Below are 24,159 nucleotides of genomic sequence, written 5' to 3'. Positions count from 1 at the left end.
GCGCTAGGAAGTTTGAAGAATTTATGAAGAAATAGCGATGATTCAACAATCAAGAAAACTTTGCTCGTTAAGCGGTTCCATAATCGTAAGAAATGCCCGAAGACAAAACCGCTAACTCTGTGGCGAAATTCAAATCTAGAAAACGATTTGCCGTTTCGCTCATTCTGTGCTCAGCAGGGTTTTAGATTCCCTTGTTTGATACTGATGTACTCAACGCGCAAGTCTCAGTGTGTAATTAGGGATATCTAGCTTAGCTGAATTTTTACAAAGCCTGGGATAAGAATAGTATAGAAAATTTTGCACTCTGACAATGCCTGTAAAACTGCGGAATGCCGCTACCGAATCTCCGCCCAATCTTCGATCACAATCTGAACACCAGGCTAATTGTCTAGCGATACTTAATTTGAACCGTTCCGCAACAGGTCTTGATAATATCGAGACATCGAAAAGAAGTTAGGATTTCTTGATACTTCTCGTATTGTTCTACAAACCCGAATCGCAATTGAGGTCAATACAGTAAAATGACCTGCGGCGATCGCATTCTTTTATCTTTGCCCCGTGGAATTGTGTCAGATGACTATTGTTAGGTCTAGCTTCTATTTTCTTGCAGCGCTTGCGATGTCTCTGGCAGACACAATTACACTTCCCGCTCTAGCAGATGCGCCTGCAGCACTCGATTTCAGCTCAACGAAACAAGCATTGCCTCGTAAAACGGCACCCCTTAGTTTTACCCCGCTAACTTCCTCTCGCACCCCACCCCTACTTGCTCAAGGAACTCAAATTGTTCTAAATGGGCAAGCCTTTAATGGAAACTGGAGCCAATGGCAATTAGACGGAATAACCCGAATCGGCTTAAGTGATGTAATTGTCACCCAACGATTTGGGGCTGAGCTACTCAGTACAGCAGATGCCAATCGTCAGCCGATTCAATGGTTTTCTCAGGCTGTCTTTTCCACTCGATTAGCTCCGCCAGTTCGGTATCTTGATATTACTGAATTCGCCCAGAAAAACGGTTGGCAGACTCAGATCAGCGGTAACACATTACAGATCTCAACTGCGATCGCGAATCTAATCGGAATTGAGCAAGCACCGTTTTCAACCAATGGCGATCGGATTAGCCTCACGCTCGATCGTCCTGCTGCTTGGCAAACTGATCCACAGCAAAATGAACTTGTTTTAACCTTAGAGGCTCAAGCGGATCAGCCTCAACTGCAAAAATTTAAGCCGAATCCAGCTAGCCGAATCCGATCGCTAAAAGTTGAATCTGCCGGAAACCGTACCGTTATCAGAATTGGAATTCCGATCGGGCTGCGTTCTCAAATTACGACTGCATCCAGTCCGAATCAGATTGTGATTGATGTCGGCTCAAACTTCCTTAGCAACAAAGACGTTTTGTGGGCAAATGGGCTACTGTGGCGACAGAAAAATTTAACAGTGCGATCAGGACAATTTCCGATCGTCTGGCTTGAACTTAATCCCCGCCAACCCGGACTTAGCATTCGCCCGATTCTTCCTAATTCAACAACCTTAGTTGGAACTTTGCCGCTCTTTCAAACTGCCCAACAATCTTCAGCAACCGCTGCAATCAATGGCGGTTACTTTAATCGCATCAATCAGCTTCCTCTAGGAGCAATCAAGCTGAATAATCAGTTTGCTTCGGGAGCAATTCTAGGTCGGGGTGTAGTGGGTTGGGATGAAGCTGGCAACTGGAAATTCGATCGCCTAACGCTTCGGGAAACCCTTATTTTTGGTTCTGGACAGCGCTTTCCTTTGACGACTTTAAATTCTGCATTTATTCAAGCGGGAATTGCGAGATATACCAGTGACTGGGGAAGCACCTATGCGACGCTGACCGAGAATGAGATTCTTATTCCCGTCCAAAATAATCAAATTAGTATTCAACAAAACGCAGCAACTGTTGGAACAGCAATTCCAATTCCAGTCGGCGGATACCTGTTGGTTTTTCGCTCGAATCGAACGGCTGCTGCCGCTTTTATCCCCAAAACTTCTGTTCAACTCGAAAGCGTCTTTAACCCTACTGATCTCGCTGCGTTGCCCAACCTGATTGGAGGCGGGCCACTTCTGCTCCGCAATGGGCAAAGCGTTCTTGATGCTCGATTAGAGCAGTTCAGCCCAGCGTTTATCCAAGAAAGAGCTGCCCGGAGTGCGATCGGACAAACTGCCGAGGGTAGAATTCTGATTGTGACCGCTCAAAATAATATTTCAGGCCTCGGTGCAACGTTAAGCGATATGGCAGAAATCATGCAGCAACTTGGAGCGATTAACGCTCTAAACCTGGATGGTGGAAGCTCAACAACTTTATATTTGGGAGGGCAAATTCTTGATCGACCCGCTCGATCGTCTGCTCGCGTTCACAACGGAATTGGAGTTTTTCTTCAACCTTAACGCTCAACTTCTTCATGGATTTTGTGATTCAAATCAAGACTTCGTAAAATCTTCTCAAATTGTCCACTCTATACAAGCGCCTCCCGATTTAGTTTGTTAGCCTTTTTGGTTGGGAATTGATTTTGCGCGAGTCCGCGCATCTAGTTCGCGAAACTCTAGTATTTATGAGGAGAGAAACGGTGGCTCAGGCTCAAGAAAAGACTCAAACTCCAGCCCTTGTGCTGTCTCCAACGGCTGCAAAGACTGCTGCAACAGAACTCCGTCCCTGGGGATCGTTTACGATCCTGGAAGAAGGTCGCGGCTACAAAATTAAGCGGATCGAAGTTAAGCCCGGACATCGCCTAAGTTTACAAATGCACCACCACCGCAGCGAGCATTGGATTGTCGTTTCTGGAACTGCAAAAGTGGAGTGTGGTGAGCAGCAAATCACCCTCAGCAGCAATCAGTCTACTTATGTACCTCAGTGTACAACTCATCGTCTAGAGAATCCTGGAGTCATCCCCCTGGTGTTGATTGAAGTTCAAAACGGTGAGTATCTTGGAGAAGATGACATCGTGCGGTTCCAAGATGACTATTCACGCGCAAACTAAAGACTAAACTTAACTTTGAGATGAGGCAATTCCCTAGAATTGCCTCATCTTATTTTTGGGTTGAACGATCGCGGTACGATGAATTTAAAATTCCGCTTCGCCTTTTCATATGATCGAATTAAGTCCTTCTGCGATCGCAGAGATTCAACGCTTGCAAAGGCATCATCCTGATCCTTCCGCCTTTTTCCGCCTGCAAATACAACCAGGTGGCTGTGCAGGACTCTCTTATCTAACGAGATTTGAAACCCAACTCGATTCCAGCGATCGCGTTCATCACTGCAATGGTATTCAAATCGTGATCGATCTGCACAGCACTCAATATCTTCAGAATTTAACGATCGACTTCTCAGAAGACCTCATGGGCGGTAGTTTCCGCTTCCACAATCCTAACGCTAAAAAAAGTTGCGATTGTGGTGTCTCATTCTCGATTGATGAGAGCTAGAATAGGAAAGCTTTCGTGCTAAAGGATCGATCGCGCTGCAATTGTTTGACAGCCGAATCGATCTATTGGTATGTTTAGTGATCGTTGAAAGTCGGAGCAGTCGAAAAACTGCATTCTCCAATACATTAAAAAATGCCCACCATCCAGCAACTCATCCGTAGTGAGCGCAGCAAAGCTCGAAAGAAAACCAAATCCCCGGCTCTGAAGAGTTGCCCTCAGCGTCGTGGAGTTTGCACACGGGTCTATACCACCACACCGAAAAAACCGAACTCTGCGCTGCGTAAAGTTGCGCGGGTGCGCCTCACTTCAGGCTTTGAAGTGACAGCATATATCCCCGGTATCGGTCACAATCTTCAAGAACACTCGGTTGTGATGATTCGTGGCGGTCGGGTCAAAGACCTGCCCGGTGTTCGTTACCACATTATTCGCGGAACCCTCGATACGGCTGGCGTGAAAGACCGCAAGCAAGGTCGCTCCAAGTACGGTGCGAAACGTCCGAAGGCAGCAGCAAAGTAAGCGATCTGCCGCTAGATAAATTTGCTAAATGAACCTCGTAGCTCAGCTTTTTTGAGTCCATGAGGTTCGTTTGTTAGCGATCGAAGCTATTTTAGAGAATCTTCTCACGACACTCTTTTGAACTCCACGATCGCGCCCCCGGTTTGCTGACTCAATCCATTTACTGTTCTTTTCTCTTAAAGGCTCATTATGTCTCGTCGCGTCGTAATCAAAAAGCGTCCCATTCCCCCCGACTCCGTGCATAATTCTCGCCTAGTCACCATGATGGTGCGGCGGATTATGGCGAGCGGCAAAAAATCTCTAGCTACCCGCATTGTTTATGATGCGTTTGAAACGATTCGAGAGCGCACTGGTGCTGATCCGCTAGAGACGTTTGAGCGGGCAGTCAAGAATGCGACTCCTTTGGTTGAAGTGAAAGCGCGTCGGGTGGGTGGTGCAACGTACCAAGTACCGATGGAAGTGCGAAGCGATCGTGGAATTGCCCTAGCGTTGAGATGGTTAATCCAGTTCTCGCGAGCGCGTGCAGGCAAATCGATGTCAGCCAAACTGGCAAGCGAACTAATGGATGCCGCCAACGAAACGGGAAGCGCGATTCGGAAGCGGGAAGAAACCCACCGGATGGCAGAAGCTAATAAAGCATTCGCACACTATCGCTATTAAAAAGTATAAAATCTTAATAGACGCAGTAGTGTGATTTAAACCATGCACAGATGCTAAGGAGGTAGCTGTGGCTCGTACCGTCCCGCTCGAAAGAGTCAGAAACATCGGGATCGCCGCGCATATTGATGCGGGCAAGACAACAACAACTGAACGAATTCTATTTTACTCCGGCATCGTCCACAAGATTGGCGAAGTGCATGAGGGGACAGCCACAACGGACTGGATGGAGCAAGAGCGGGAGCGGGGCATTACCATCACCGCTGCTGCAATTACGACTCAATGGACTCGTCGCGATGCTGATAAGCCGAACCAGCCTGGTGAAGGCGAACTTGAACACAAGATCAATATCATTGACACGCCTGGGCACGTAGACTTCACAATCGAAGTTGAACGCTCAATGCGAGTGCTGGACGGTGTAATCGCTGTATTCTGCTCGGTGGGTGGCGTTCAACCGCAATCGGAAACCGTGTGGAAGCAAGCGAACCGTTACAAGGTTCCCCGCATGGTGTTCGTGAACAAGATGGACAGAACTGGTGCGGACTTCTTCAAAGTCTATGATCAGATTCGTGATCGTCTGCAAGCAAAAGCGGTTCCCATCCAAATCCCGATCGGCGCTGAAGATCAGTTCAAAGGCATCATTGACCTTGTGCGGATGAAAGCCTATATCCACAAGGATGATTTAGGTCGCGAAATTGAAGTCACTGAGATTCCCGAAGATCTCAAAGAGAAAGCCGAGGAATTTCGCACGAACTTGATCGAATCGGTTGCAGAAACTGATGAAGCGCTGCTTGAGAAGTATTTCGCAGGTGAAGAACTCACCGAAGAAGAAATCAAAGCCGCAATTCGGAAAGGGACGATCGAGGGAATTGACGGAGAATTCTTTGTGCCGATGCTTTGCGGTTCTGCCTTCAAAAACAAGGGCGTTCAGCAAATGCTTGATGCGGTGCTGGATTACCTTCCGTCACCGATCGACATTCCGCCGATTCAAGGAACTCTGCCGGATGGCAGCGTTGCCGCTCGTCCTCCGAAAGATGATGCACCTCTGGCTGCACTCGCTTTCAAAGTGATGACGGATAAATTCGTCGGTCGCTTAACTTTTGTTCGCGTTTACTCTGGTGTACTGTCGAAAGGTAGCTACATCTATAACTCGTCCAAGGGCAAGAAAGAGCGCGTTTCTCGGTTGATTGTCTTGAAAGCGGACGATCGAATTGATGTAGACGAACTCAGAGCGGGCGACTTGGGAGCAATTCCTGGACTGTCTGATACTCTGACAGGCGATACGCTTTGCCCTGAGGGCGACAACATCGTTCTTGAATCGCTGTTTATTCCTGAGCCTGTAATCTCGGTTGCAGTAGAACCGAAGACCAAGGGCGATATGGAGAAACTCTCGAAAGCGCTCAAGGCATTGTCTGAAGAAGACCCGACTTTCCGCGTCAGCATTGATCAAGAAACTAACCAAACTGTAATCGCCGGAATGGGTGAATTGCACTTGGAAATCTTGGTCGATCGAATGCTCCGCGAGTTCAAAGTCGAAGCAAACGTCGGTGCGCCTCAAGTAGCTTACCGGGAGACCATTCGTAAAGCCGTCAAAGCTGAAGGCAAATTTGTCCGTCAGAGTGGTGGTAAAGGTCAGTATGGTCACGTTGTCATCCAGCTTGAACCAGGCGAAACAGGTAGCGGATTCGAATTCGTCTCGAAGATCGTGGGCGGAACCGTTCCTAAAGAATATGTTGGACCTGCTGAACAGGGCATGAAGGAAGCCTGCGAAAGCGGCATCTTGGCAGGTTACCCGCTCATCGACGTGAAAGCAACACTCGTCGATGGTTCCTACCACGATGTAGACTCTTCTGAAATGGCATTTAAGATTGCCGGATCGATGGCGATCAAGGATGGCGTATTAAAAGCCAGCCCGGTACTCTTGGAGCCGATGATGAAGGTTGAAGTTGAAGTGCCAGAAGACTTTCTGGGTAGCGTCATGGGCAACCTGATCTCGAAGCGTGGGCAGATTGAAGCTCAAGGAGTCGAGCGGGGAATTGCCAAGGTCACAACCAAGGTTCCACTGGCAGAAATGTTTGGATATGCTACGGATATTCGATCGATGACTCAGGGACGCGGTACTTTTACAATGGAATTTAGCCATTATGAAGAAGTACCTAAGAACGTCGCTGAAACCATCATTGCGAAAAACAAAGGGAACGCTTAATCAGGAGAGGAATTGTAATTCATGGCACGCGCAAAGTTTGAACGGAATAAACCCCACGTCAACATCGGCACGATCGGTCACGTTGACCACGGCAAAACCACACTCACGGCTGCTATCACGATGACCCTTTCAGCTCTGGGTCAAGCGGCAGCCCGAAAGTACGAAGACATTGATGCAGCTCCGGAAGAAAAAGCACGGGGGATCACAATCAACACCGCTCACGTGGAGTACGAAACTGAAACCCGTCACTATGCTCACGTTGACTGTCCCGGACACGCCGACTATGTGAAAAACATGATCACGGGTGCGGCCCAGATGGACGGCGCGATCTTGGTTGTATCTGCGGCTGATGGCCCGATGCCCCAAACTCGTGAACACATCCTCTTGGCTCGTCAGGTGGGCGTTCCTCGTCTAGTAGTCTTCCTGAACAAGAAAGACATGGTGGACGACGAAGAACTGCTGGAACTCGTTGAACTCGAAGTTCGTGAACTGTTGGATTCGTATGAATTCCCCGGTGACGAAATTCCGATCACCGCAGGTTCTGCACTCCAGGCGGTTGAAGCAATGACTGCTAACCCCAAGACCAAAAAGGGTGAAAACGAGTGGGTTGACTGCATTTACGCGCTGATGGATTCGGTTGACGAATACATCCCAACTCCTGAGCGCGATGTTGACAAGCCGTTCTTGATGGCAGTTGAAGACGTATTCTCGATCACAGGTCGGGGCACGGTGGCAACGGGTCGGATCGAGCGCGGTAAAGTCAAAGTGCAAGACGAAGTTGAACTCGTTGGTATCCGCGACACTCGTAAGAGTACTGTGACCGGAATCGAAATGTTTAAGAAGAGCCTTGAAGAAGGGATGGCAGGCGACAACGCAGGTATCTTGCTTCGGGGTATTCAAAAGGCTGATATTGAGCGTGGCATGGTACTGGCGAAGCCCGGTTCGATCAAGCCTCACACTCAATTTGAGTCTGAAGTATACATTCTGAAGAAAGAAGAAGGCGGTCGTCACACTCCGTTCTTCCCTGGCTATCGTCCTCAGTTCTACGTTCGGACAACTGACGTAACTGGAACCATCAGCAACTTCACAACCGACGAAGGCGGCGAAGCTGAAATGGTGATGCCTGGAGACCGGATCAAGATGACTGTAGAACTGATCAACCCGATCGCAATCGAACAAGGAATGCGCTTTGCAATCCGTGAAGGCGGTCGTACCGTTGGTGCAGGTGTGGTCTCGAAGATCCTCAAGTAGGCACTTAGCTAAGTTAAAGAAGCTACCAGTGGTTTAAGCTGCTGGTAGCTTTTTTTGGGCTTGATTAGAAAGCGCTTTCGCTTACAATCAGGACAAAGCCTCGAATTTTAAAATGACTGTACTATGCCTGAAGTTGTCGAGATTCCGATCGAACTCACTCGATTTCAGCTTCCCGAAGCGGTTCAAGCCCGGTTACAATCTCTGCTTGATTGACAAGACGAGGGTCATGTTCTTTCTCAGGCAGAACGACAGGAAGCGGAAGGACTGGTAGAACTAGCAGAATTTTTATCTTTGCTGCGTTTGCGATCAACACGGGTGATGAAGTGACAACGATTCCGGCTTCCCTTCGCCGATTCGTGATTCAACGAGCGGATAATCGGTGTGAATATTGCCGCATCTCTCAAGTTGGTCAGGCTGCAACTTTCCATATCGATCATATTGTTCCAGTAGTGGCAGGCGGCGAGACGATCGCGGATAATTTGGCGCTTGCTTGTGTTTCTTGCTCACTTAGGAAGGGCGCTCGTCAGATACCGAAGACCCGGAGACGGGTGAAATTGTTTCAATTTCTTCTAATCCTCGACAACAGATATGAAAAGAGCATTTTAGTTGGCATGGTGTGGAACTGGTTAGTTTGAGCGCTACAGGTCGATCGACCGTGAAAGCATTGAATTTGAATCGCACAACGATGCTGGCAATTCCTGCAGAGGAAGAATTGCTGGGTCGTCATCCGCCATCATGAGGTTTAGAGCGCGATCGCAATTGAGCAAGGAATGCGCTTCGCAGTCCGTGAAGGCGGTCGTGCCGTTGGTGCAGGTGTGGTCTCGAAGATCCTCAAGTAAGCACTTAGCTAATTGAAGTGAAGCCTCCAGTGAATTGCTCTGCTGGAGCTTTATTTGCATAACTTAGTCCTGTCAACTTTTCTGAAGATGACGACTCGAAGTGAAAAAGCGAACAGTGGATGAAGACCGGGAACTGCTTTTAGCTTAAGCATTGGGCTGCCATTAACGCCGTTCCTCAATAATGGTTTCAGAAAGTGGCTGACCCTGAACTTGGATAAGTTGCCGCGGCTCAATTTGGCGGTAGTGAACTTTTTTGATTTGTTTAATTAAGCCAGAAGACAGCAATGATTGATGAAAAGAGTTTTGCTCAGTTGCTTCGCCCTCCTGGTCGCTCTTTCCATCGCAATGTCTTCGATGAGCTCGGCTAGAAGATCAGAGATTTCTTGGCGATTTTCGTGAGATGATTCGATGGACACGCAAAGCGTAAGCCAAAGGCACCGCACTTTGCAAAGCGGTTTTGAGTTGTTCTGAATTAAGCATCATCTCAGACATTACGGCTCCTCTGCAAAAGGCTATCGATAGTGTAGTTCACGTGATTTCTTCTAGAAGATCGAGTGTGCAACAGTTTTAGCGCTACAATAGTTGACTGGCGCACAGAGCGCATCCCTCTGAACCACTGACAACTTGGGAACTTAACATGGCAACGATTCAACAGCAAAAAATTCGCATTCGCCTCAAAGCGTTCGATCGACGTTTACTCGATACATCTTGTGAAAAGATCGTCGATACTGCAAACCGCACGAATGCGACCGCAATTGGTCCGATTCCGCTTCCGACTCGTCGTAAAATCTATTGCGTTCTGCGCTCTCCGCACGTTGATAAGGACTCGCGTGAGCATTTTGAAACTCGGACGCACCATCGCTTGATTGATATCTATCAGCCTTCTTCTAAGACGATCGATGCTCTTATGAAGCTCGATCTTCCGGCAGGTGTGGATATTGAAGTGAAGCTGTAATTGGGAAGGATGTGAGAAAATCACATCCTTTATTTTTTGAATTGCTTACATCTCTTAACAGTGATCCGTTACAGTAGAGAAAAGCACCTCACCGTTTGCAGAGTAATGACTTCATCGATCGCGGTTCGCGAACTTCCCCTATTCCCGTTGCCTGACCTCGTTTTATTTCCAGGTCGTCCCTTACCGTTGCACATCTTCGAGTTTCGCTACCGAATGATGATGAACACGATTCTGGAGAGCGATCGACGGTTTGGCGTGTTGATGTGGGATCAAGCCAAAGGGCAACCTGCGCCTGTTGGGTGCTGTGCAGAAATCGTGCAGTTTCAGCGATTGCCGGACGATCGAATGAAGGTTTTGACGCTTGGACAGCAGCGCTTTAGAGTGTTGGAATACACTCGTGAGAAGCCTTACCGCGTGGGTTTGGTTGAGTGGATTGAAGATCGTCCACCAACTCAGGATTTGAGACCTTTAGCGAAGGAAGTGAATCAGCTTCTTCATGACGTGGTGCGGCTTTCGGAGAAGCTGTCTGGTCAAGATATCGAGCTACCAGAAGAAATCCCGAGCTTGCCGACTGAGCTTTCGTACTGGATTGCAAGCAATTTGCATAATGTGCCGGACGAGCAGCAATCACTTTTAGAACTGCAAGACACTCAGGCTCGGCTAGAACGAGAATCTGAAATTCTGACTTCAACTCGAAATCATTTAGCAGCTCGGACTGTGCTGAAGGACACGCTGAAAGATGTTGCAGAGTAATAGTCAGTAGAATGATACCCGTCCATTAAGAATGGCGGGTTATTTTTTGGCTATCCAACCGCTTGCTGTGCTTCTTGTTGAGTGACTTCTTGGAAACGGATTTCATCTCGGCGCGGATCGACTAGGCTCACTTTGAGGCGCAATTGATCGCCGGGACGCGCCGATCGCTGAAACACCATCGGCAACTCCAGACCCAATTCTTCGAGCAGCACCAAACCTAACCCTTCATGCTCCCGCAACCAGCGCAGCATCAAAGCGTCCCACACTTCATTAGAGTGCCGTCGCAAATATTCCAGGCTCCAGTAGCGATTGGTTTGACGCTCGACAAAGACCGCCTCTTGAACCGCGAGACCAATATTGATCATCAGTTCTTTTACTTCCTCGACTGAGAAAGGCAGAACATCGCCGCGCAAATGCGCCTTGATTTGAAAGTGAGCGACTAAATCACTATAGCGGCGAATCGGAGAGGTGACTTGAGTGTAGGTGTCGAGTCCTAGACTGGCGTGACGAGCAGGCGTAATCGTCAGCTCGCTGCGGGGCATACAGCGACGGATGGCGCACGATCGCACAGGCCCTGCCGGAAGTTGCAGCAGTTCTTCATCCGACGGTAATTCCGGCTGAGGTTGACCGCGAAAGGGAAGCGGCAAATTATGCGTTTGAGCGTAACGAGCGGCAACTTCTCCTGCCAAAATCATCATTTCAGCGACTAATTGACGGGAGAGGGAGTCATCAAGAACTTCGATCGTCACTTCGCCATCGCTTTTTACTTTGATCGAAGATTCCGGCATATGAATGCTAATCGCCCCTTGGGACTGTCGCCATGCAGTGCGCCGTTTTGCCCATTTTGCTAGTGCTTCGATTTCTGGTTCACCTTGAATTCCAAGATGCAGCATCTCATCGACATCATCGTAAGTGAGGCGATACGTTGACCGAATCGAACTGGCGTGAATGCTGTACTCTTCGACTGCGCCCTCTTCCGTTAGCGTCACGGCAAAGCTCAAGGCGCAGCAGGTTTTTCCTGGATTTAAACTCATTGGGCCGGTTGCTAATTCTGATGGAAACATCGGAATCATCCCGGTTGGTAGATAAATCGTGGTGATGCGTTTACGAGCATCCAGATCAAGTTCATCACCGGGAGCGACCCAACGAGTTGGATCAGCGATGTGAATCCAGATTTTCTCGCGCCCGCCGGGGAGAACTTCTAAGCTCAAGCCATCATCAATTTCGCGGGTGCTTTCATCGTCGATCGTGTAAACCTTCAAGTGCGTCAGATCAAGGCGATTGACATCGAGATCAGCAGGTGGGAATTCCAAACGATGGTGCGTCACTTCCAGAACCTTATTAGAGAATTGAATCGGAACCTGAGCACGCCGCAGGAACATGTTCTCGTGTGGACTCCAGATTCCAAGATCAACGAGAAGCTGGAAGGCGGCTGAAGACGTTTCAGGACGTTTCAGAGCGGCAAGTACCTCGATCGCGCTGGATCGATTCGGTGCTTCTTCAACAGTAGCAAATCGCTCCAAAGCATCAAGTCGGGGTCGATCAGTGGACTGCCACTCAGTAGGCGTTCCGGCTAGGACGAGTTGAATGCGTTCTAAGAAACTCTGCCAATCGCGCTGGCGTTGAGCTTCCATCTCGATTTGGTGCTTGAGTTCTGCAACCTGTGTTGCGGATCTGGGTTCGTAGCGATCGCCTTTCTGCTTAAAGTAAAGCTTATCTTCGGACAGCAAGTAGTAAGCGGCGTAACACATTACCGGACTCTGATCCGAAAACAGCAGCATTGCTAACTCTTTTGGATTGGTGCTGTCGCCGCCTTCACTCAGGATTTCCCAGGCGACTTCTAGGCTGGAAGGATCAAGGAAGGGCTGGACTTCTTTGAGAAAACTTGGAATGTCGGAAGGCTTAAAGGTCTGATTTGCGACTTCGTAAGTAATTTGGCGCGGATGAAGGGTGTGGTTTTGAGAACGATCGTCGATCGCAATCCAGTGCTTTTTACCTTCTGGACGATCGGCAACAGCGAGGCGGCGTTCTCCGTTGACGCGAAATTCGATTAAGGTTCCCTTCTCCATTGAACTTTGCGGGGGTGATGAATGAATTAAATAGGGGTGGCTGGGATTCGGCGGCTCACACCCTACACATTAGCACCCCCACAACGGTTTGAAGGGTTTAGCCTTCTTGATTAACAAACGGTAGTAAAGCAATGACGCGGGCGCGTTTAATTGCAACGGTGAGATCGCGCTGCTGCTTTGCGGTGAGTCCGGTAATTCGGCGAGGCAAAATTTTACCGCGCTCAGTGATAAATTTGCGGAGCAGATCGACATCTTTATAATCGATCGGATCACCAGGCTTAATCGGGGAAACTCGACGGCGGAAGTAAGTCATGACGGTGTGATTGGTAAAGGGTCAATGGGCGGTAGTTTTCAAAACTACGGGCAAAAACTTACCAGCTTTTGCTGACAAAGATTATTTAATTTCTTTGTGGGGGGTGTGCCGATTACAGTGGGTGCAAAACTTCTTCAGTTCTAGACGCGCTGTGGTGTTACGGCGGTTTTTCGAGGTGGTGTAACGAGAGACACCGGGAGAGCGTTTTGCCGGATTGGTGCGGCACTCAGTACATTCCAGCGTAATGATTAGCCTTACGCCTTTATTCTTTGCCATAGTTTTTATGCAAATGAAGACACGAAGATCTATTATTTCATACTTGCCGGGAGATGGGCAAAAAATTGTTGGGTGGGGGTGCGATCGAAATGCCTAAAAGGTTAATCAGTAGTTAGCTGTACATCGCGGATGTGGCATTCTAATGAGCGAAGCATTTTAACGGGTAAAGTCTTGTGAGGTTTCTGCTTCCCAGCGATTACTTCAATACAAAGAAAGTAGATGAGACGTTTTTGGATCAGGTTGCCTGTCTGCGAAGTGTAGGATTTGAGACATCAGCGATTTCTTTGGACGCTTTAGCTTCAGGAACGTCTAAAGTTTCTCCCCTGCCTGGTTCGGAAGAAAAGCTGATTTATCGAGGCTGGATGATTACCCCTGATGACTATTTGCGCTTAACTAATGCCGTAAAAAATGCTGGTGCAGATGTTTTAATCTCTCATGCTGAATATCTAGCAACGCACTACTTACCGAATTGGTACCCATTAATTCGTGATTTGACACCAGAAACACGCTTCTTTTCTATCAACGATGATCTAGAGAGCGCTTTAACTGGGTTGGGATGGGACAACTTCTTTATCAAAGATTACGTTAAGTCTCTTAAGACCTCGATTGGTTCAATAATCAATGAACCTTCAGCGATTAGAACAGTTGTCGCTGAAATGCAAAAGTTTAGAGGCAGCATTGAGGGCGGTCTTTGTGTTCGACAAGTTGAAGACTTCATTGCTGAGACGGAGAAACGTTACTTTGTGGTGTACGGTAAACCATTTGCAGCATTGCCTAATGAGGAAATTCCAGGAATTGTTAAAGAGTGCGCCAAACGCATTAACAGCCCGTTTTTCTCAGTGGATGTGGTAGAGCGCAGAGATGGTTGCAAACGAATTGTAGAAATTGGTGATGGTCAAGTATCGGATTTGGTTGGTTGGACGGCTGAACGTTTTGCTACATTGTGGGTAGAGTACAGTTAACAGTTATGCGGACACGCTTTGCGTGAGCAGAAGGCAGCGACATCGAAACCGGATCTTTTGAGCTTGCAGACGAAATGTTAACCGCAAACGATCGCTTATTTGAACGGATGCCCGATGCCCAACCTTGGATCGTTCGCATCGGGCACCGAGCCGTTGATCGTTTTGGTGCGCGGAGTTTGAAAAACCCATATGATGCAGGGTGTTTACGGGGAGCAAATTAGGTTAGAACATTGTGAACAAGGCTTCTGTACTTCCATCATTCTTACTTCTCGATCGCGTCCTTCAAGATTGGCTTCTCGAAGATATGGGGCGCGGCGATCACACGACTCAAGCGTTGATTTCGCCTGGAACTCGGCAGGCGGTTTGGATTGCAAAAGAGGCAGGCGTGATTGCGGGATTACCGATCGCGGCAAGAGTGTTTTATCTGCTAAATCCGTCTACTGTATTTACGCGATTGGTTGAAGAAGGGGAAGCGGTAGAGAAAGGGCAGACGATCGCGGAAATTCAAGGTGCTTACGATGCACTGTTAACGGGCGAAAGAGTTGCGCTGAATTTAGCGATGCGCCTCAGTGGAATTGCAACGATGACGCGGCAGTATGTTGAGAAGATTGAGGATTTACCCACGCAGTTAGCCGATACGCGCAAAACAACACCCGGATTGCGATTGCTTGAAAAGTATGCAACGCAGGTGGGAGGTGCAACCAATCACCGGATGGGATTGGATGATGCGGCGATGATTAAAGACAATCATATTGTTGCGGCGGGAGGAATCGAAAATGCGATCGCCCAAGTTCGCGCTCAGATTCCGTATCCGTTGACGATCGAAGTCGAAACCGAGAATTTAGACATGGTGCGGGAAGCGATCGCACACGGAGCCGATATCATCATGCTCGACAATATGCCGTTAGAGTTAATGGCTCAAGCGGTTCAAATGATTCGCGCTGCCAATGATCGCATTAAGATTGAAGCTTCGGGAAATGTGACTCTGCAAACCTTGAGAGCGATCGCAGAAACGGGAGTCGATTTTATTTCGAGTAGCGCTCCAGTGACACGATCGACTTGGTTAGATTTGAGTATGAAAATCAAGCTCTAACAAGCTACAGAAGCAAATTATCAAAAGGCTGAGTGTCGTTCCATCGGTAGACACTGAAATCGCGTCGATCGACGGTTAGGATGCGTCCATGTCGGAGATGTTCAGCTAAAACGACAAGTGACGCAAATGCCATTTGCAACTTGACGCAGGAAGCGGACAGAAGCGGCGCTATTGTTTCGAGCAAGTAGGAAATAACAGGTTTCTATCAGAATTAACGGTTCTTGAATGGAGCGTAGTGCAATTTGGGTAGCTTGATGGTTCGGGTCTCGTTGATTGAACAGTGCAAGAAAGGCTCCTGTATCGATAATGATCATGCCTGACCTTGCTGGTGTTTTTCTGCGAGATAGTTTTGAATCACAGATTGATAAGATTCGTCCGGATCAGCATCGATAAACCTAACTAATCCCGCTTCCTCAAAAGCTTGTAGGGCGTTTGCCGGTGGAGACTTTAGGCGTTCGTTAGAGATCGATCGCTTGCCCTAAAATCTCAGCAATATCTTGCCGAGTTTGTTGCTGAATGTAGGTTAGCTTCGCCGCGTGGTTTGAATCAATCTGAGTATTGATTTCCATCTTGCAAGGATCAACTTTTTCTTCATTTTACCGTTGTAGTATTGACAAATGAGCGGATAAAGATCGAGGTATCGGAGATTGTGATCTTACAGATGTTGAGAGCGATCGCCCAAACGGGTGTGGATTTTATTTCGAGTAGCGCTCCAGTGACACGATCAACTTGGTTGAATTTGAGTGTGAAATTCAAGCGATGACTCAAGCAAATTGATATGGAGAATCGAAGGGTTCAGCTTGGCCGTCCTTTAATGCAATATGGCTTGCAGGTTTGAGCGATCGAAATTAGAAAATGTCTTGCGTAAACGATCTTCGTGCTGAATCATTAATAAGTTAGGTCGCTATCCTAAAAGGGACTTGCGCTATTGTCAGGTTGAAAAATTATGATTGCTACATTCGCTGAATTAAAAAATCGTCTAGAAGCTGCTTTGGTGTCGGCGTTTGGTGCAGAACTGGTAGGGACTGATCCGATGCTTGTGCCAACCAATAATCCGAAGTTTGGGGATTATCAGGCGAATGTGGCGATGTCGTTGGCGAAGCGATTGGGCAAACAGCCAAGAGCGATCGCGCAAGAAATTACGCAAAATTTGCAGGTTGATGATCTTTGTGAAACGGCGGAAATTGCAGGCCCTGGATTTATCAATTTGAAGCTGAAGCCTGTCTACCTTCAGACGCAGTTAAGTGCAATGGCAGGGGATTCGCGCTTAGGAATTGCGGTGGTAAAAGAACCAAAGAAAGTGGTCGTGGATTTTTCGAGTCCGAACATTGCGAAAGAAATGCACGTTGGGCATTTGAGATCGACCATCATTGGGGATTCGATCGCTCGCATTCTAGAATTCCAAGGGCATGATGTGTTGCGCCTCAATCACGTCGGCGATTGGGGAACACAGTTTGGAATGCTGATTACTTATCTTCGGGAAGTTGCACCCGAAGCATTAACGACAGCAGATGCTTTAGATTTGGGCGATTTAGTTGCGTTTTATAAGAAAGCGAAACAGCGATTTGATGAAGATCCAGCGTTCCAAGAAAAGTCACGTCAAGAAGTGGTGCGATTGCAGTCGGGTGCAGAAGATACTTTGAAAGCTTGGCGATTGTTGTGTGATCAGTCGCGTCGTGAGTTTCAGGTCATCTATGATTTGCTAGATATTCAACTTACAGAACGGGGAGAGTCGTTTTACAATCCACTATTACTGCAAGTGGTCGAAGACTTGGAGAAGGAAGGTTTACTGGTTGAAGATCAAGGCGCAAAATGTGTGTTTCTTGAGGGCTTTACGAACCGGGAAGGCAATCCATTACCTTTGATTATTCAGAAGTCAGATGGCGGCTATAACTATGCAACTACTGATTTAGCTGCGATTCGCTATCGAGTGCAGCAGGATAATGCCGATCGCTTAATCTATGTCACTGATGCAGGTCAGGCAAATCACTTTGCTCAAGTGTTTCAGGTTGCCCGCCGCGCAGATTGGATTCCGGGTAGTGTTGAAGTCGTGCATGTGCCATTTGGATTGGTGCAGGGTGAAGATGGGAAGAAGCTGAAGACACGATCGGGCGATACCGTTCGACTGCGGGATTTGCTCGATGAAGCAGTGGAACGATCGCGCACTGATCTAGAAACTCGACTCGCAACCGAAGAGCGCCACGAATCCGAAGACTTTATCAATCATGCTGCAAAAACAGTAGGGATCAGCGCAGTGAAGTATGCTGATCTAAGCCAGAATCGCACTAGTAACTATATTTTCAGTTACGACAAGATGCTTGCGCTTCAAGGCAATACTGCGCCTTATATGCTTTATGCTTATGCTCGGATTCAAGGGATTAGTCGCAAAGGCGGAATTGACTTCAATCAGCTCGGCTCTAATGTTCAAATGGTGCTAGAACATGAAACCGAACTCGCTTTAGCAAAACAGTTACTTCAGTTCAGCACTGTTCTATCCGAAGTAGAGCAAGAACTATTTCCAAATCGACTTTGTGACTATCTGTTCCAACTCAGTCAGAAATTCAATGTGTTTTACGATCGCGATCAAGGCGTTCCTGTGCTGCAAGCAGAAGAACCCGCGCGAACTTCTCGATTGGTACTGTGTGACTTGACAGCAAGAACATTGAAGCTTGGACTATCGCTGTTGGGAATTCAGGTGCTAGAGCGGATGTAAGAGGCGCGATCGTAGAGAGGCTGGGAACTGGAAGATTCCAACCCCTGTTCTCTCTGACGCAGACGATCGAGAAACTGAAGTACAACACCTTCTAAGTGACGATCTACGATCGGTTCCGCAAACTTATCCAATGGATTAAGATCCACCACCCATTCACCGATTTGAACTCCAACAGGTTCTAAATGTTTACCTGAAAGTTCTCGATACAGCACTCGATAGTGGCGCTGTTTGAGTTGGGATAAAAACCAAAGCACATCATTTTCACTCAAGGGATGTTTTTGCGCGTTTGCAAGGCTTCCAGCAATGGTATCGCGATCGAACGAAATTAACCCCGTTAGATTAAATAGCTCACTCTGCTCGACCAAGCACTGAGTTTGAGCGCGAGTAGGCAACGCACCCAGCTTAAACTTATCTAAAAGCTGTGCTAGAAATCGAATCGGAACTGCACTCTCAGTATCAGAAATGTCGGGAGCTAGGAGCAACGAGGGTTGCCCTTTAATCGAAACTGAATCTATTGAAAGGTGAGCGATCGCTCGTTCAACTTGCTCAATCTGCTTTGCTTCGACACAAGAACACAACACTTGCCGCCATTGTTCACTGCTTAAAAGCTCTAGCAGTGCAATGTACTTACAGCCTAAACTATGTCCGATCCAAGAGTAATTCGTTTTATCCTGGTAAAGCTCGTAATCATAGTTAAGATGCTTTGCGATCGCTGTTAGTTCTTGTCTCAGCGTATTTTGCTCCTCTAAAAGCTCGATCGCTAATGACCAATGACGAAAACCAAACCGAAACGGTAAGGCAACGACGGTATATCCTGCTGCAAAAATCTCTTGTAGCAAATGCCGATACGCGATCGTTGGAAACGACCCAAAGAAAGCACCCCCAATAAACTGAACCACACCTCTGGGATGAGGATGCAATGCGACCCAACTATGGCAAAGCGGTCTGAATTGAAAAATACTCATCCTACACCTCTAGAGAAAGGGTTGACGGCAATCTCTAACCGCCAACCACTTGGAACAAACGACCAAACCCGAAGACTAACGCCAATGCTTGATTACATTCCTCGCATGGTGACAGGAAGGTCTAACTCTGCAAGCGATTGGTTCAGCGACTCTAGATTTGCACCATTGCCGTTGCTGCTGACCATCAATCCTGCAATCATTGCTCCCAAATCTGCTGCTGCACTGTCGGATGCGGAAGACATTCTGACCGCGCCCGGTGTCAGTTCTAGCCCGACTGAACTACCTGGAACCAGAATTCTCGGCGGTTCAGACTCAATCTCATTTAGCGCTTTACCGCTCGCCAGCGCCAGTGAGTAATTGATTTGATCAAAGTCAGTGCTAGCAGGATTGGCGGGGAAGTCATTCGGCAAGAACGTGCCGCGAATTTCAGCATTTAGCAACACCTTGACCGGACGCGGACTCTGAGGTCTACCGATCAATCTTTCTGGAAGCGTTGTGCCTGTGAAGATCCGGGGTAAGAAGAGCGAAACAAAGCCCCGAATTTCCAAGGCTGGGTCGTCTTGGGATGCAAATCGAACGACATCAGGAAGCAACTCGATCGAAGCTGTCTTCTGCGCTGGAATCACAAATTCCTGACTGATATATCGTCCTGTTGTGCCAACGCGGATCAACGAGAGCGTATTGTTTGATCCAGCAATGTCGAAGATCAAGAAGGTATTCCCCTCCAGAATGCGAGTAACAGCATCTGCCTGAGCTGGACTATCCGGTAAGCTAATGCGGAACTCTAAGCGATATCTCAAGTCGATCGTTTCCAAGTTAGAAAGCGTCAGAAAGTAACCTTGCACAATGCGACGAGCAACGGGTTGTGCTGCTGGCGGCAATGCTAGTCTGGGAGCAATTCGTTTGACGAGCAATTCAAAGGTCGAAACTTCCATGATGCGAAACTCCAAATTGAATAATATGAGAGGCTCTTAGCTCTGTTTGAGACTTTCTATTCAAATTGTGGAAGAGCAACCTGGCTTTTACAGTACCCAGGTGGGTACTATTTCTTTGTCTACAATTTAGTCACTATCTCAAAAGAAAGATGGTGCAAATCTGTATTGAGATGTTAAAGTTCTAGGATTCGAGTCTGTATCGCCTAATTCGGACAATTGCTCCGAAGCGGAGGAACCAGTTTAATCGGGGCTTACTGTTGTGAACTTAGAAGTTCTAAGCGAGCCAACAGGGGACAATCTCTCAGTCCTCGCCCGTCAGCTAACTCCGTAGGCACGTTGAGAGTTTGGCTCTGGAGAACCAAATCATATGATTCTGCAATTGAATTTAGCGGCAGTGTTTACTGCTGTAGTTCAGGCTACGGTACGCCGGACAAAACCAATCCTATCGAGCGATCGCATTCTCTATCCGGCGCTCGGTTTCCTGGGTGTGATTGGTGTGTGGTGGATTATTGCACTAAGCAAACACGAACTGATGCCCACGCCGCCCGAAGCGCTGGTAGCAAATTTAGACTACATTCTTAATCCGTTTTATCGTCGAGGTCCTGGCGATCTAGGAATTGGTTGGCTGTTACTCGCAAGCTTGAGACGAGTATTGATTGGGTTTGGTCTGGGTGCGATCGTTGCCATTCCGATCGGCTTTTTGATTGGAATGTCCGAAAAAGCGATGATGGCGCTGAATCCGGTGATCCAGATTCTCAAACCCGTATCGCCACTGGCTTGGCTCCCGATCGCGCTGGCGATTTTTAACTTGGCTGATCCCTCTGCCATCTTTGTAATTTTCATTACCTCGCTATGGGCAACGATCATCAACACTGCATTGGGAGTTGCCAGTGTTCCTAAGGACTATTTAGACGTAGCGCGAGTGTTGGAAATGCCGCGCTGGAGACGCATACTCAAGATTGTTTTGCCTGCAAGCTTGCCGTATATTTTTACAGGCTTACGAATTAGCTTAGGCGTTGCTTGGCTTGTCATTGTTGCCGTGGAAATGCTCACAGGCGGAGTCGGGATCGGTTTCTTTGTGTGGGATGAATGGAGCCGATTGAACCTGAGTTCAGTGTTCTTAGCCGTGCTAGTGATTGGACTAACTGGACTATTGTTAGACCTCGCCTTAGCCCAAATTGAAGCTTGGGTTACACATCGCCGCCGCGCTTCGTAGGGGAAAAATTATGACGAATCAATGGACGCGCCGCGAATTTCTTGCAGGAGTAGGCGCATCGGCGATCGCAGCTACCTTACCCTCTTGTGCAATTAATGCGAATCGTGCGCCGCAAGAACTCTCTGAAGCGGCAATGTCGATCACTCCGGTCATTAAATCGAGTGAACTTGAGAAACCGAACCTAACGATCGGCTATGTTCCAGTAAACGACTGTGCGCCGTTTGCGATCGCTTGGGAGAAAGGCTTTTTTCGCAAGTATGGCTTGAATGTCCGCTTGAGCCGTGAAGCAAGCTGGGCAACCTCACGAGATGGCGTAATCTTTGGTAGATTAGATGCCGCCCCGGTCGTTGCAGGGGCGGTCACGAATGCCAGAACGGGTGCAGAAGGGGCGCGTCACGCTCCGATGTGTGCAGGCATGACGATTCACCATCACGGCAATGCGATGACGATGAATCGCGCTATGTGGAATGCAGGCTTGCGCCCGTGGTTCGAGTACAACGGGAATTTAGAAGCCTTCGGACGAGATTTTCGCCGCTACTTTGAAGGCTTACCCTCAGAACGTCGAGTTTGGGCAGTCGTGCTGAGTTCTGCCATCTATGAATACTTCGTTCGCTATGTTGCAGCAGCAGCCGGAGTTGATCCGCTCAAAGAGTTTCGCATCATCATTGTTCCACCGCCGCAGATGGTGACGAATGTGCGAATTGGAGCAATGGAAGCATACATGGTTGCAGAACCGTGGAACACCCGCGCCATTACTGGAAATGAAGGCATCGGATTCACGTTTGCTCAAGGTCGTGAGATTTGGAATGGACACCCCGATCGCTTACTCGGTGTGATGCAATCGTTTATCGATGAGAATCCTAAAACCTACCGCGCCTTGCTCAAAGCGATGATCGAAGCTTGTCGCTACTGTGACGAAAATCGAGAAGAAGTAGCTCAAATCATTTCGGCTCGATCGTACACCGGAGCGAAACCGAAGTTTACTAAACCCGCGATCGTGGGTGAATACAACTATGGTGGCTTTGACGGCAAGCAACGCATTGTTAAATCAGATGCAACCACGATGTTTTTCAAGATGTCGAAAGAAGTTCCGCAAGTTGCGAACGAGCATTCTACGTTCATGTGGCGATCGCGCAGTCTATGGTTCATGACGCAAGCCGCTCGCTGGGGACAAATCAAAGAGGTTCCCAAAGATGCGGACAAACTTGCAGAACAGGCTTGGCGCACTGATGTCTATCGAGAAGTTGCGGCTGAGTTAGGCATTGCTTGTCCGGCTGAAGATTACAAAATCGAACCTGCTGAAGCGTTCATCGACAAGAAAGCCTTTGATCCGAGCGATCCAGTCGGGTATCTCAACAGCTTTGACATTCGTGTGAGTCGATCGACAAACATTTATCTTTCTTAGAAGAGGTTCTCATGGTTCAGTTCAACATGATTAATGATGTTCAAAACGTTGCTCCTACCCAGTCAGAGGCACCGTTTCTCGCAATCAATCACCTTTACAAGTCTTATAAAACGGGCGACCGTGAAACGGTGATTCTCAAAGACATTAACTTAACGATTGGGGAGCGCGAGTACATTTCGATCATTGGTCATTCTGGCTGCGGTAAATCCACGTTGCTAAAGATTGTTGCGGGACTAGAGCGATCGACTTCGGGTTCTGTATTGCTCGAAGGCAAAGAAATCCGCAAGCCGGGAGCAGAGCGCATGATGGTGTTTCAACAGTATTCGCTGCTGCCGTGGTTAACCGTGAGCCAGAACATTCGGTTGGCGATCGATGAAGTGCTAAAAGATGCGTCTCCCGTTGAGAAAAAGCAAATTGTGAGTGAGCATTTAGCCATGGTGAATCTCACCGCTGCTGCCGACAAGTATCCGGATGAGATTTCCGGCGGGATGAAGCAACGGGTCGGAATTGCCAGAGCCTTGGCGACTCGTCCGAAAATGCTGCTGATGGATGAGCCATTCGGAGCGCTCGATGCCTTAACACGCGGCAAACTTCAGCGTCAGGTGTTAGAAATTTGGGAGCAACATCGGCAAGCTGTGATCATGATTACACATGATGTTGATGAAGCGATTTACATGAGCGATCGGATTGTATTGATGACCAATGGGCCTGAAGCGACGATCGGCGAAATTTTAGAAGTTCCCTTTGCACACCCGCGCGATCGGGCCAAACTTCGCAATTCACCAGAGTATTACCAATTGCGAAACCATGCGCTGAACTTCCTGGATTCTAATTTTGAATCCGACGACTAGCGCAACACCTAAGCAACAAGAAAAGATAGGCAGACCGATATACTAAAGCTATTCCTCTGCGGCATATCGTCATGGTCACACTTCAGCTTCGTCAACTGGTGGTTCAGCCAGGTCAACGGGTTCAACTTCAAGAAGTCAACTGGCAAGAATTTGAAGCGATCCTCGACGAGCTTGGAGATAAGCGTGCCTGTCGAATTGCTTACAGTGATGGAGTGCTAGAAATTCGGATGCCTTTACCAGAACACGAAGTTGATAAGGAACTCATCGGTGATATGGTCAAGATTCTGCTCGAAGAACTTGACCTAGATAACGAGTGTTTTGGATCAACTACCTTTAAGCAGCAAGATCTGGCAAAAGGCATTGAGCCTAATCAGTGTTTCTACATTGAAAATCATGCAGTGATGGTCGGTAAGCGCAGATTGAATCTCACCGTTGATCCTCCTCCAGACTTAGCAATTGAAGTCGATGTTACATCTAAAACTGGATTGGAGGCTTATCAAGCATTAGGAGTAGCAGAACTTTGGCGATTTGAGGACGGTCAACTCCGAATTAGCGTGTTGCAAAACGGGGAATATCAGGACGCACAGGTTAGTCCTCACTTTCCCGATTTCGCGATCGCTGAAAACCTCACCCACTTTCTAGAATAGAGCCAAACTGAAGGACGCAGGCAAACTCTAAAAGCCTCTCGGCAATGGGTACGACCTCAGTTAGGATAAGCTGATTTGAACTGACTATTGAACTTGAAC

The 24,159-nt window shown here is 48.0% G+C and carries 23 protein-coding genes, 4 pseudogenes and 1 riboswitch; of the genes and pseudogenes, 21 read left to right on the top strand and 6 right to left on the bottom strand.

The annotated features are described in order from the left end of the window. The first annotated feature begins 573 nt into the window (after positions 1–573). The 12 genes and pseudogenes from NC980_RS19215 (at position 574) to NC980_RS19160 (ending at position 10,615) form a co-directional block, all read left to right on the top strand. Positions 574–2,406: a phosphodiester glycosidase family protein gene (locus NC980_RS19215; RefSeq protein ID WP_190377375.1), complete on the top strand. Its 1,833-nt coding sequence runs from the start codon at positions 574–576 to the stop codon at positions 2,404–2,406. A 179-nt stretch (positions 2,407–2,585) separates the two neighbouring features. Then, a complete protein-coding gene (locus NC980_RS19210; RefSeq protein ID WP_190377374.1) occupies positions 2,586–2,996 on the top strand; it encodes a cupin domain-containing protein in 411 nt (136 codons plus the stop codon). Positions 2,997–3,105: 109 nt separating this feature from the next. Then, the gene (locus NC980_RS19205) at positions 3,106–3,438 is read left to right on the top strand and encodes an iron-sulfur cluster assembly accessory protein (protein WP_190377373.1); all 333 of its coding nucleotides are present in this window, start codon (positions 3,106–3,108) and stop codon (positions 3,436–3,438) included. 132 nt (positions 3,439–3,570) lie between these two features. Further along, on the top strand, positions 3,571–3,954 hold the full coding sequence (gene rpsL, locus NC980_RS19200) for a 30S ribosomal protein S12 (protein ID WP_190377372.1): 384 nt from the start codon (positions 3,571–3,573) through the stop codon (positions 3,952–3,954). Between the two features lie 189 nt (positions 3,955–4,143). Beyond that, positions 4,144–4,614 carry a 30S ribosomal protein S7 gene (gene rpsG / locus NC980_RS19195; RefSeq protein ID WP_190377371.1) on the top strand — a complete coding sequence of 157 codons (471 nt, stop codon included), beginning with the start codon at positions 4,144–4,146 and terminating at the stop codon, positions 4,612–4,614. 67 nt (positions 4,615–4,681) lie between these two features. Further along, positions 4,682–6,817, top strand: a complete 2,136-nt coding sequence (fusA, locus tag NC980_RS19190; protein ID WP_190377370.1) for an elongation factor G — start codon at positions 4,682–4,684, stop codon at positions 6,815–6,817. Between the two features lie 21 nt (positions 6,818–6,838). After that, entirely contained in the window at positions 6,839–8,068 is a 1,230-nt protein-coding gene (gene tuf, locus NC980_RS19185; RefSeq protein ID WP_190377369.1) for an elongation factor Tu, read from the top strand. Between the two features lie 123 nt (positions 8,069–8,191). Then, a pseudogene (locus NC980_RS19180) lies at positions 8,192–8,395 on the top strand (hypothetical protein). Further along, positions 8,392–8,703: an HNH endonuclease signature motif containing protein gene (locus NC980_RS19175; protein ID WP_347272617.1), complete on the top strand. Its 312-nt coding sequence runs from the start codon at positions 8,392–8,394 to the stop codon at positions 8,701–8,703. Before NC980_RS19180 ends, NC980_RS19175 begins: the two are co-directional and overlap by 4 nt. 117 nt (positions 8,704–8,820) lie before the next feature. Beyond that, a pseudogene (locus tag NC980_RS19170) lies at positions 8,821–8,907 on the top strand (hypothetical protein); the annotation flags it as partial. 637 nt (positions 8,908–9,544) lie between these two features. Continuing rightward, entirely contained in the window at positions 9,545–9,862 is a 318-nt protein-coding gene (gene rpsJ, locus NC980_RS19165) for a 30S ribosomal protein S10 (RefSeq protein WP_190377368.1), read from the top strand. A 105-nt stretch (positions 9,863–9,967) separates the two neighbouring features. Beyond that, complete coding sequence (locus NC980_RS19160) at positions 9,968–10,615, top strand: LON peptidase substrate-binding domain-containing protein (RefSeq protein WP_190377367.1); 648 nt, start codon at positions 9,968–9,970, stop codon at positions 10,613–10,615. A 50-nt stretch (positions 10,616–10,665) separates the two neighbouring features. Here the strand turns inward: NC980_RS19160 and NC980_RS19155 are convergent, their stop codons facing one another. The 3 genes from NC980_RS19155 to rpmG form a co-directional block, all read right to left on the bottom strand. Further along, positions 10,666–12,684, bottom strand: coding sequence for a ribonuclease R family protein (locus NC980_RS19155; protein ID WP_190377366.1), 2,019 nt, complete (start codon positions 12,682–12,684; stop codon positions 10,666–10,668). Positions 12,685–12,781: 97 nt separating this feature from the next. Beyond that, positions 12,782–12,997: a 30S ribosomal protein S18 gene (gene rpsR / locus NC980_RS19150; RefSeq protein WP_059000004.1), complete on the bottom strand. Its 216-nt coding sequence runs from the start codon at positions 12,995–12,997 to the stop codon at positions 12,782–12,784. Positions 12,998–13,078: 81 nt separating this feature from the next. After that, positions 13,079–13,273: a 50S ribosomal protein L33 gene (gene rpmG, locus NC980_RS19145; protein WP_190377365.1), complete on the bottom strand. Its 195-nt coding sequence runs from the start codon at positions 13,271–13,273 to the stop codon at positions 13,079–13,081. 230 nt (positions 13,274–13,503) lie between these two features. Between rpmG and NC980_RS19140 the strand changes: the two genes are divergently transcribed. From NC980_RS19140 to nadC, 3 genes and pseudogenes are all read left to right on the top strand, one after another. After that, entirely contained in the window at positions 13,504–14,235 is a 732-nt protein-coding gene (locus NC980_RS19140; protein ID WP_348253983.1) for an ATP-grasp domain-containing protein, read from the top strand. A gap of 38 nt (positions 14,236–14,273) precedes the next feature. Continuing rightward, a pseudogene (locus tag NC980_RS19135) lies at positions 14,274–14,456 on the top strand (hypothetical protein); the annotation flags it as partial. An 8-nt stretch (positions 14,457–14,464) separates the two neighbouring features. Beyond that, positions 14,465–15,328 carry a carboxylating nicotinate-nucleotide diphosphorylase gene (gene nadC, locus NC980_RS19130; protein WP_190377391.1) on the top strand — a complete coding sequence of 288 codons (864 nt, stop codon included), beginning with the start codon at positions 14,465–14,467 and terminating at the stop codon, positions 15,326–15,328. Between the two features lie 4 nt (positions 15,329–15,332). Here the strand turns inward: nadC and NC980_RS19125 are convergent. Next, positions 15,333–15,642 (bottom strand): annotated as a pseudogene (locus NC980_RS19125) (hypothetical protein). A 296-nt stretch (positions 15,643–15,938) separates the two neighbouring features. Between NC980_RS19125 and NC980_RS19120 the strand changes: the two are divergent. Further along, entirely contained in the window at positions 15,939–16,091 is a 153-nt protein-coding gene (locus tag NC980_RS19120; protein WP_190377363.1) for a hypothetical protein, read from the top strand. A 183-nt stretch (positions 16,092–16,274) separates the two neighbouring features. Next, complete coding sequence (argS, locus tag NC980_RS19115; RefSeq protein ID WP_190377362.1) at positions 16,275–18,041, top strand: arginine--tRNA ligase; 1,767 nt, start codon at positions 16,275–16,277, stop codon at positions 18,039–18,041. Here argS and NC980_RS19110 read toward each other — a convergent pair. Together NC980_RS19110 and NC980_RS19105 are read right to left on the bottom strand one after the other, a co-directional pair. Beyond that, complete coding sequence (locus tag NC980_RS19110; protein WP_190377361.1) at positions 18,020–19,006, bottom strand: DUF1350 family protein; 987 nt, start codon at positions 19,004–19,006, stop codon at positions 18,020–18,022. The genes argS and NC980_RS19110 overlap by 22 nt on opposite strands. Positions 19,007–19,098: 92 nt before the next feature. Further along, a complete protein-coding gene (locus NC980_RS19105) occupies positions 19,099–19,941 on the bottom strand; it encodes a hypothetical protein (protein WP_190377360.1) in 843 nt (280 codons plus the stop codon). A gap of 190 nt (positions 19,942–20,131) precedes the next feature. Continuing rightward, positions 20,132–20,289, top strand: a riboswitch (cyclic di-AMP (ydaO/yuaA leader). 19 nt (positions 20,290–20,308) lie between these two features. On the opposite strand from NC980_RS19105, the gene ntrB reads away from it, so the two are divergent. The 4 genes from ntrB to NC980_RS19085 all read left to right on the top strand — a co-directional run bounded on the left by ntrB (position 20,309) and on the right by NC980_RS19085 (position 24,060). Next, the gene (gene ntrB / locus NC980_RS19100) at positions 20,309–21,157 is read left to right on the top strand and encodes a nitrate ABC transporter permease (protein WP_190377359.1); all 849 of its coding nucleotides are present in this window, start codon (positions 20,309–20,311) and stop codon (positions 21,155–21,157) included. A gap of 10 nt (positions 21,158–21,167) precedes the next feature. Beyond that, complete coding sequence (locus tag NC980_RS19095; RefSeq protein ID WP_190377358.1) at positions 21,168–22,562, top strand: CmpA/NrtA family ABC transporter substrate-binding protein; 1,395 nt, start codon at positions 21,168–21,170, stop codon at positions 22,560–22,562. Positions 22,563–22,588: 26 nt separating this feature from the next. Then, positions 22,589–23,413: a nitrate ABC transporter ATP-binding protein gene (locus NC980_RS19090; protein WP_199298574.1), complete on the top strand. Its 825-nt coding sequence runs from the start codon at positions 22,589–22,591 to the stop codon at positions 23,411–23,413. Between the two features lie 71 nt (positions 23,414–23,484). Next, a complete protein-coding gene (locus NC980_RS19085; protein WP_190377356.1) occupies positions 23,485–24,060 on the top strand; it encodes a Uma2 family endonuclease in 576 nt (191 codons plus the stop codon). Positions 24,061–24,159: the final 99 nt, after the last annotated feature.

This window comes from Leptolyngbya sp. AS-A5 (genome assembly GCF_039962495.1).
Classification (GTDB): Bacteria; Cyanobacteriota; Cyanobacteriia; order Leptolyngbyales; family Leptolyngbyaceae; genus Leptolyngbya.
This window is presented reverse-complemented; position numbering and strand designations above follow the sequence as displayed.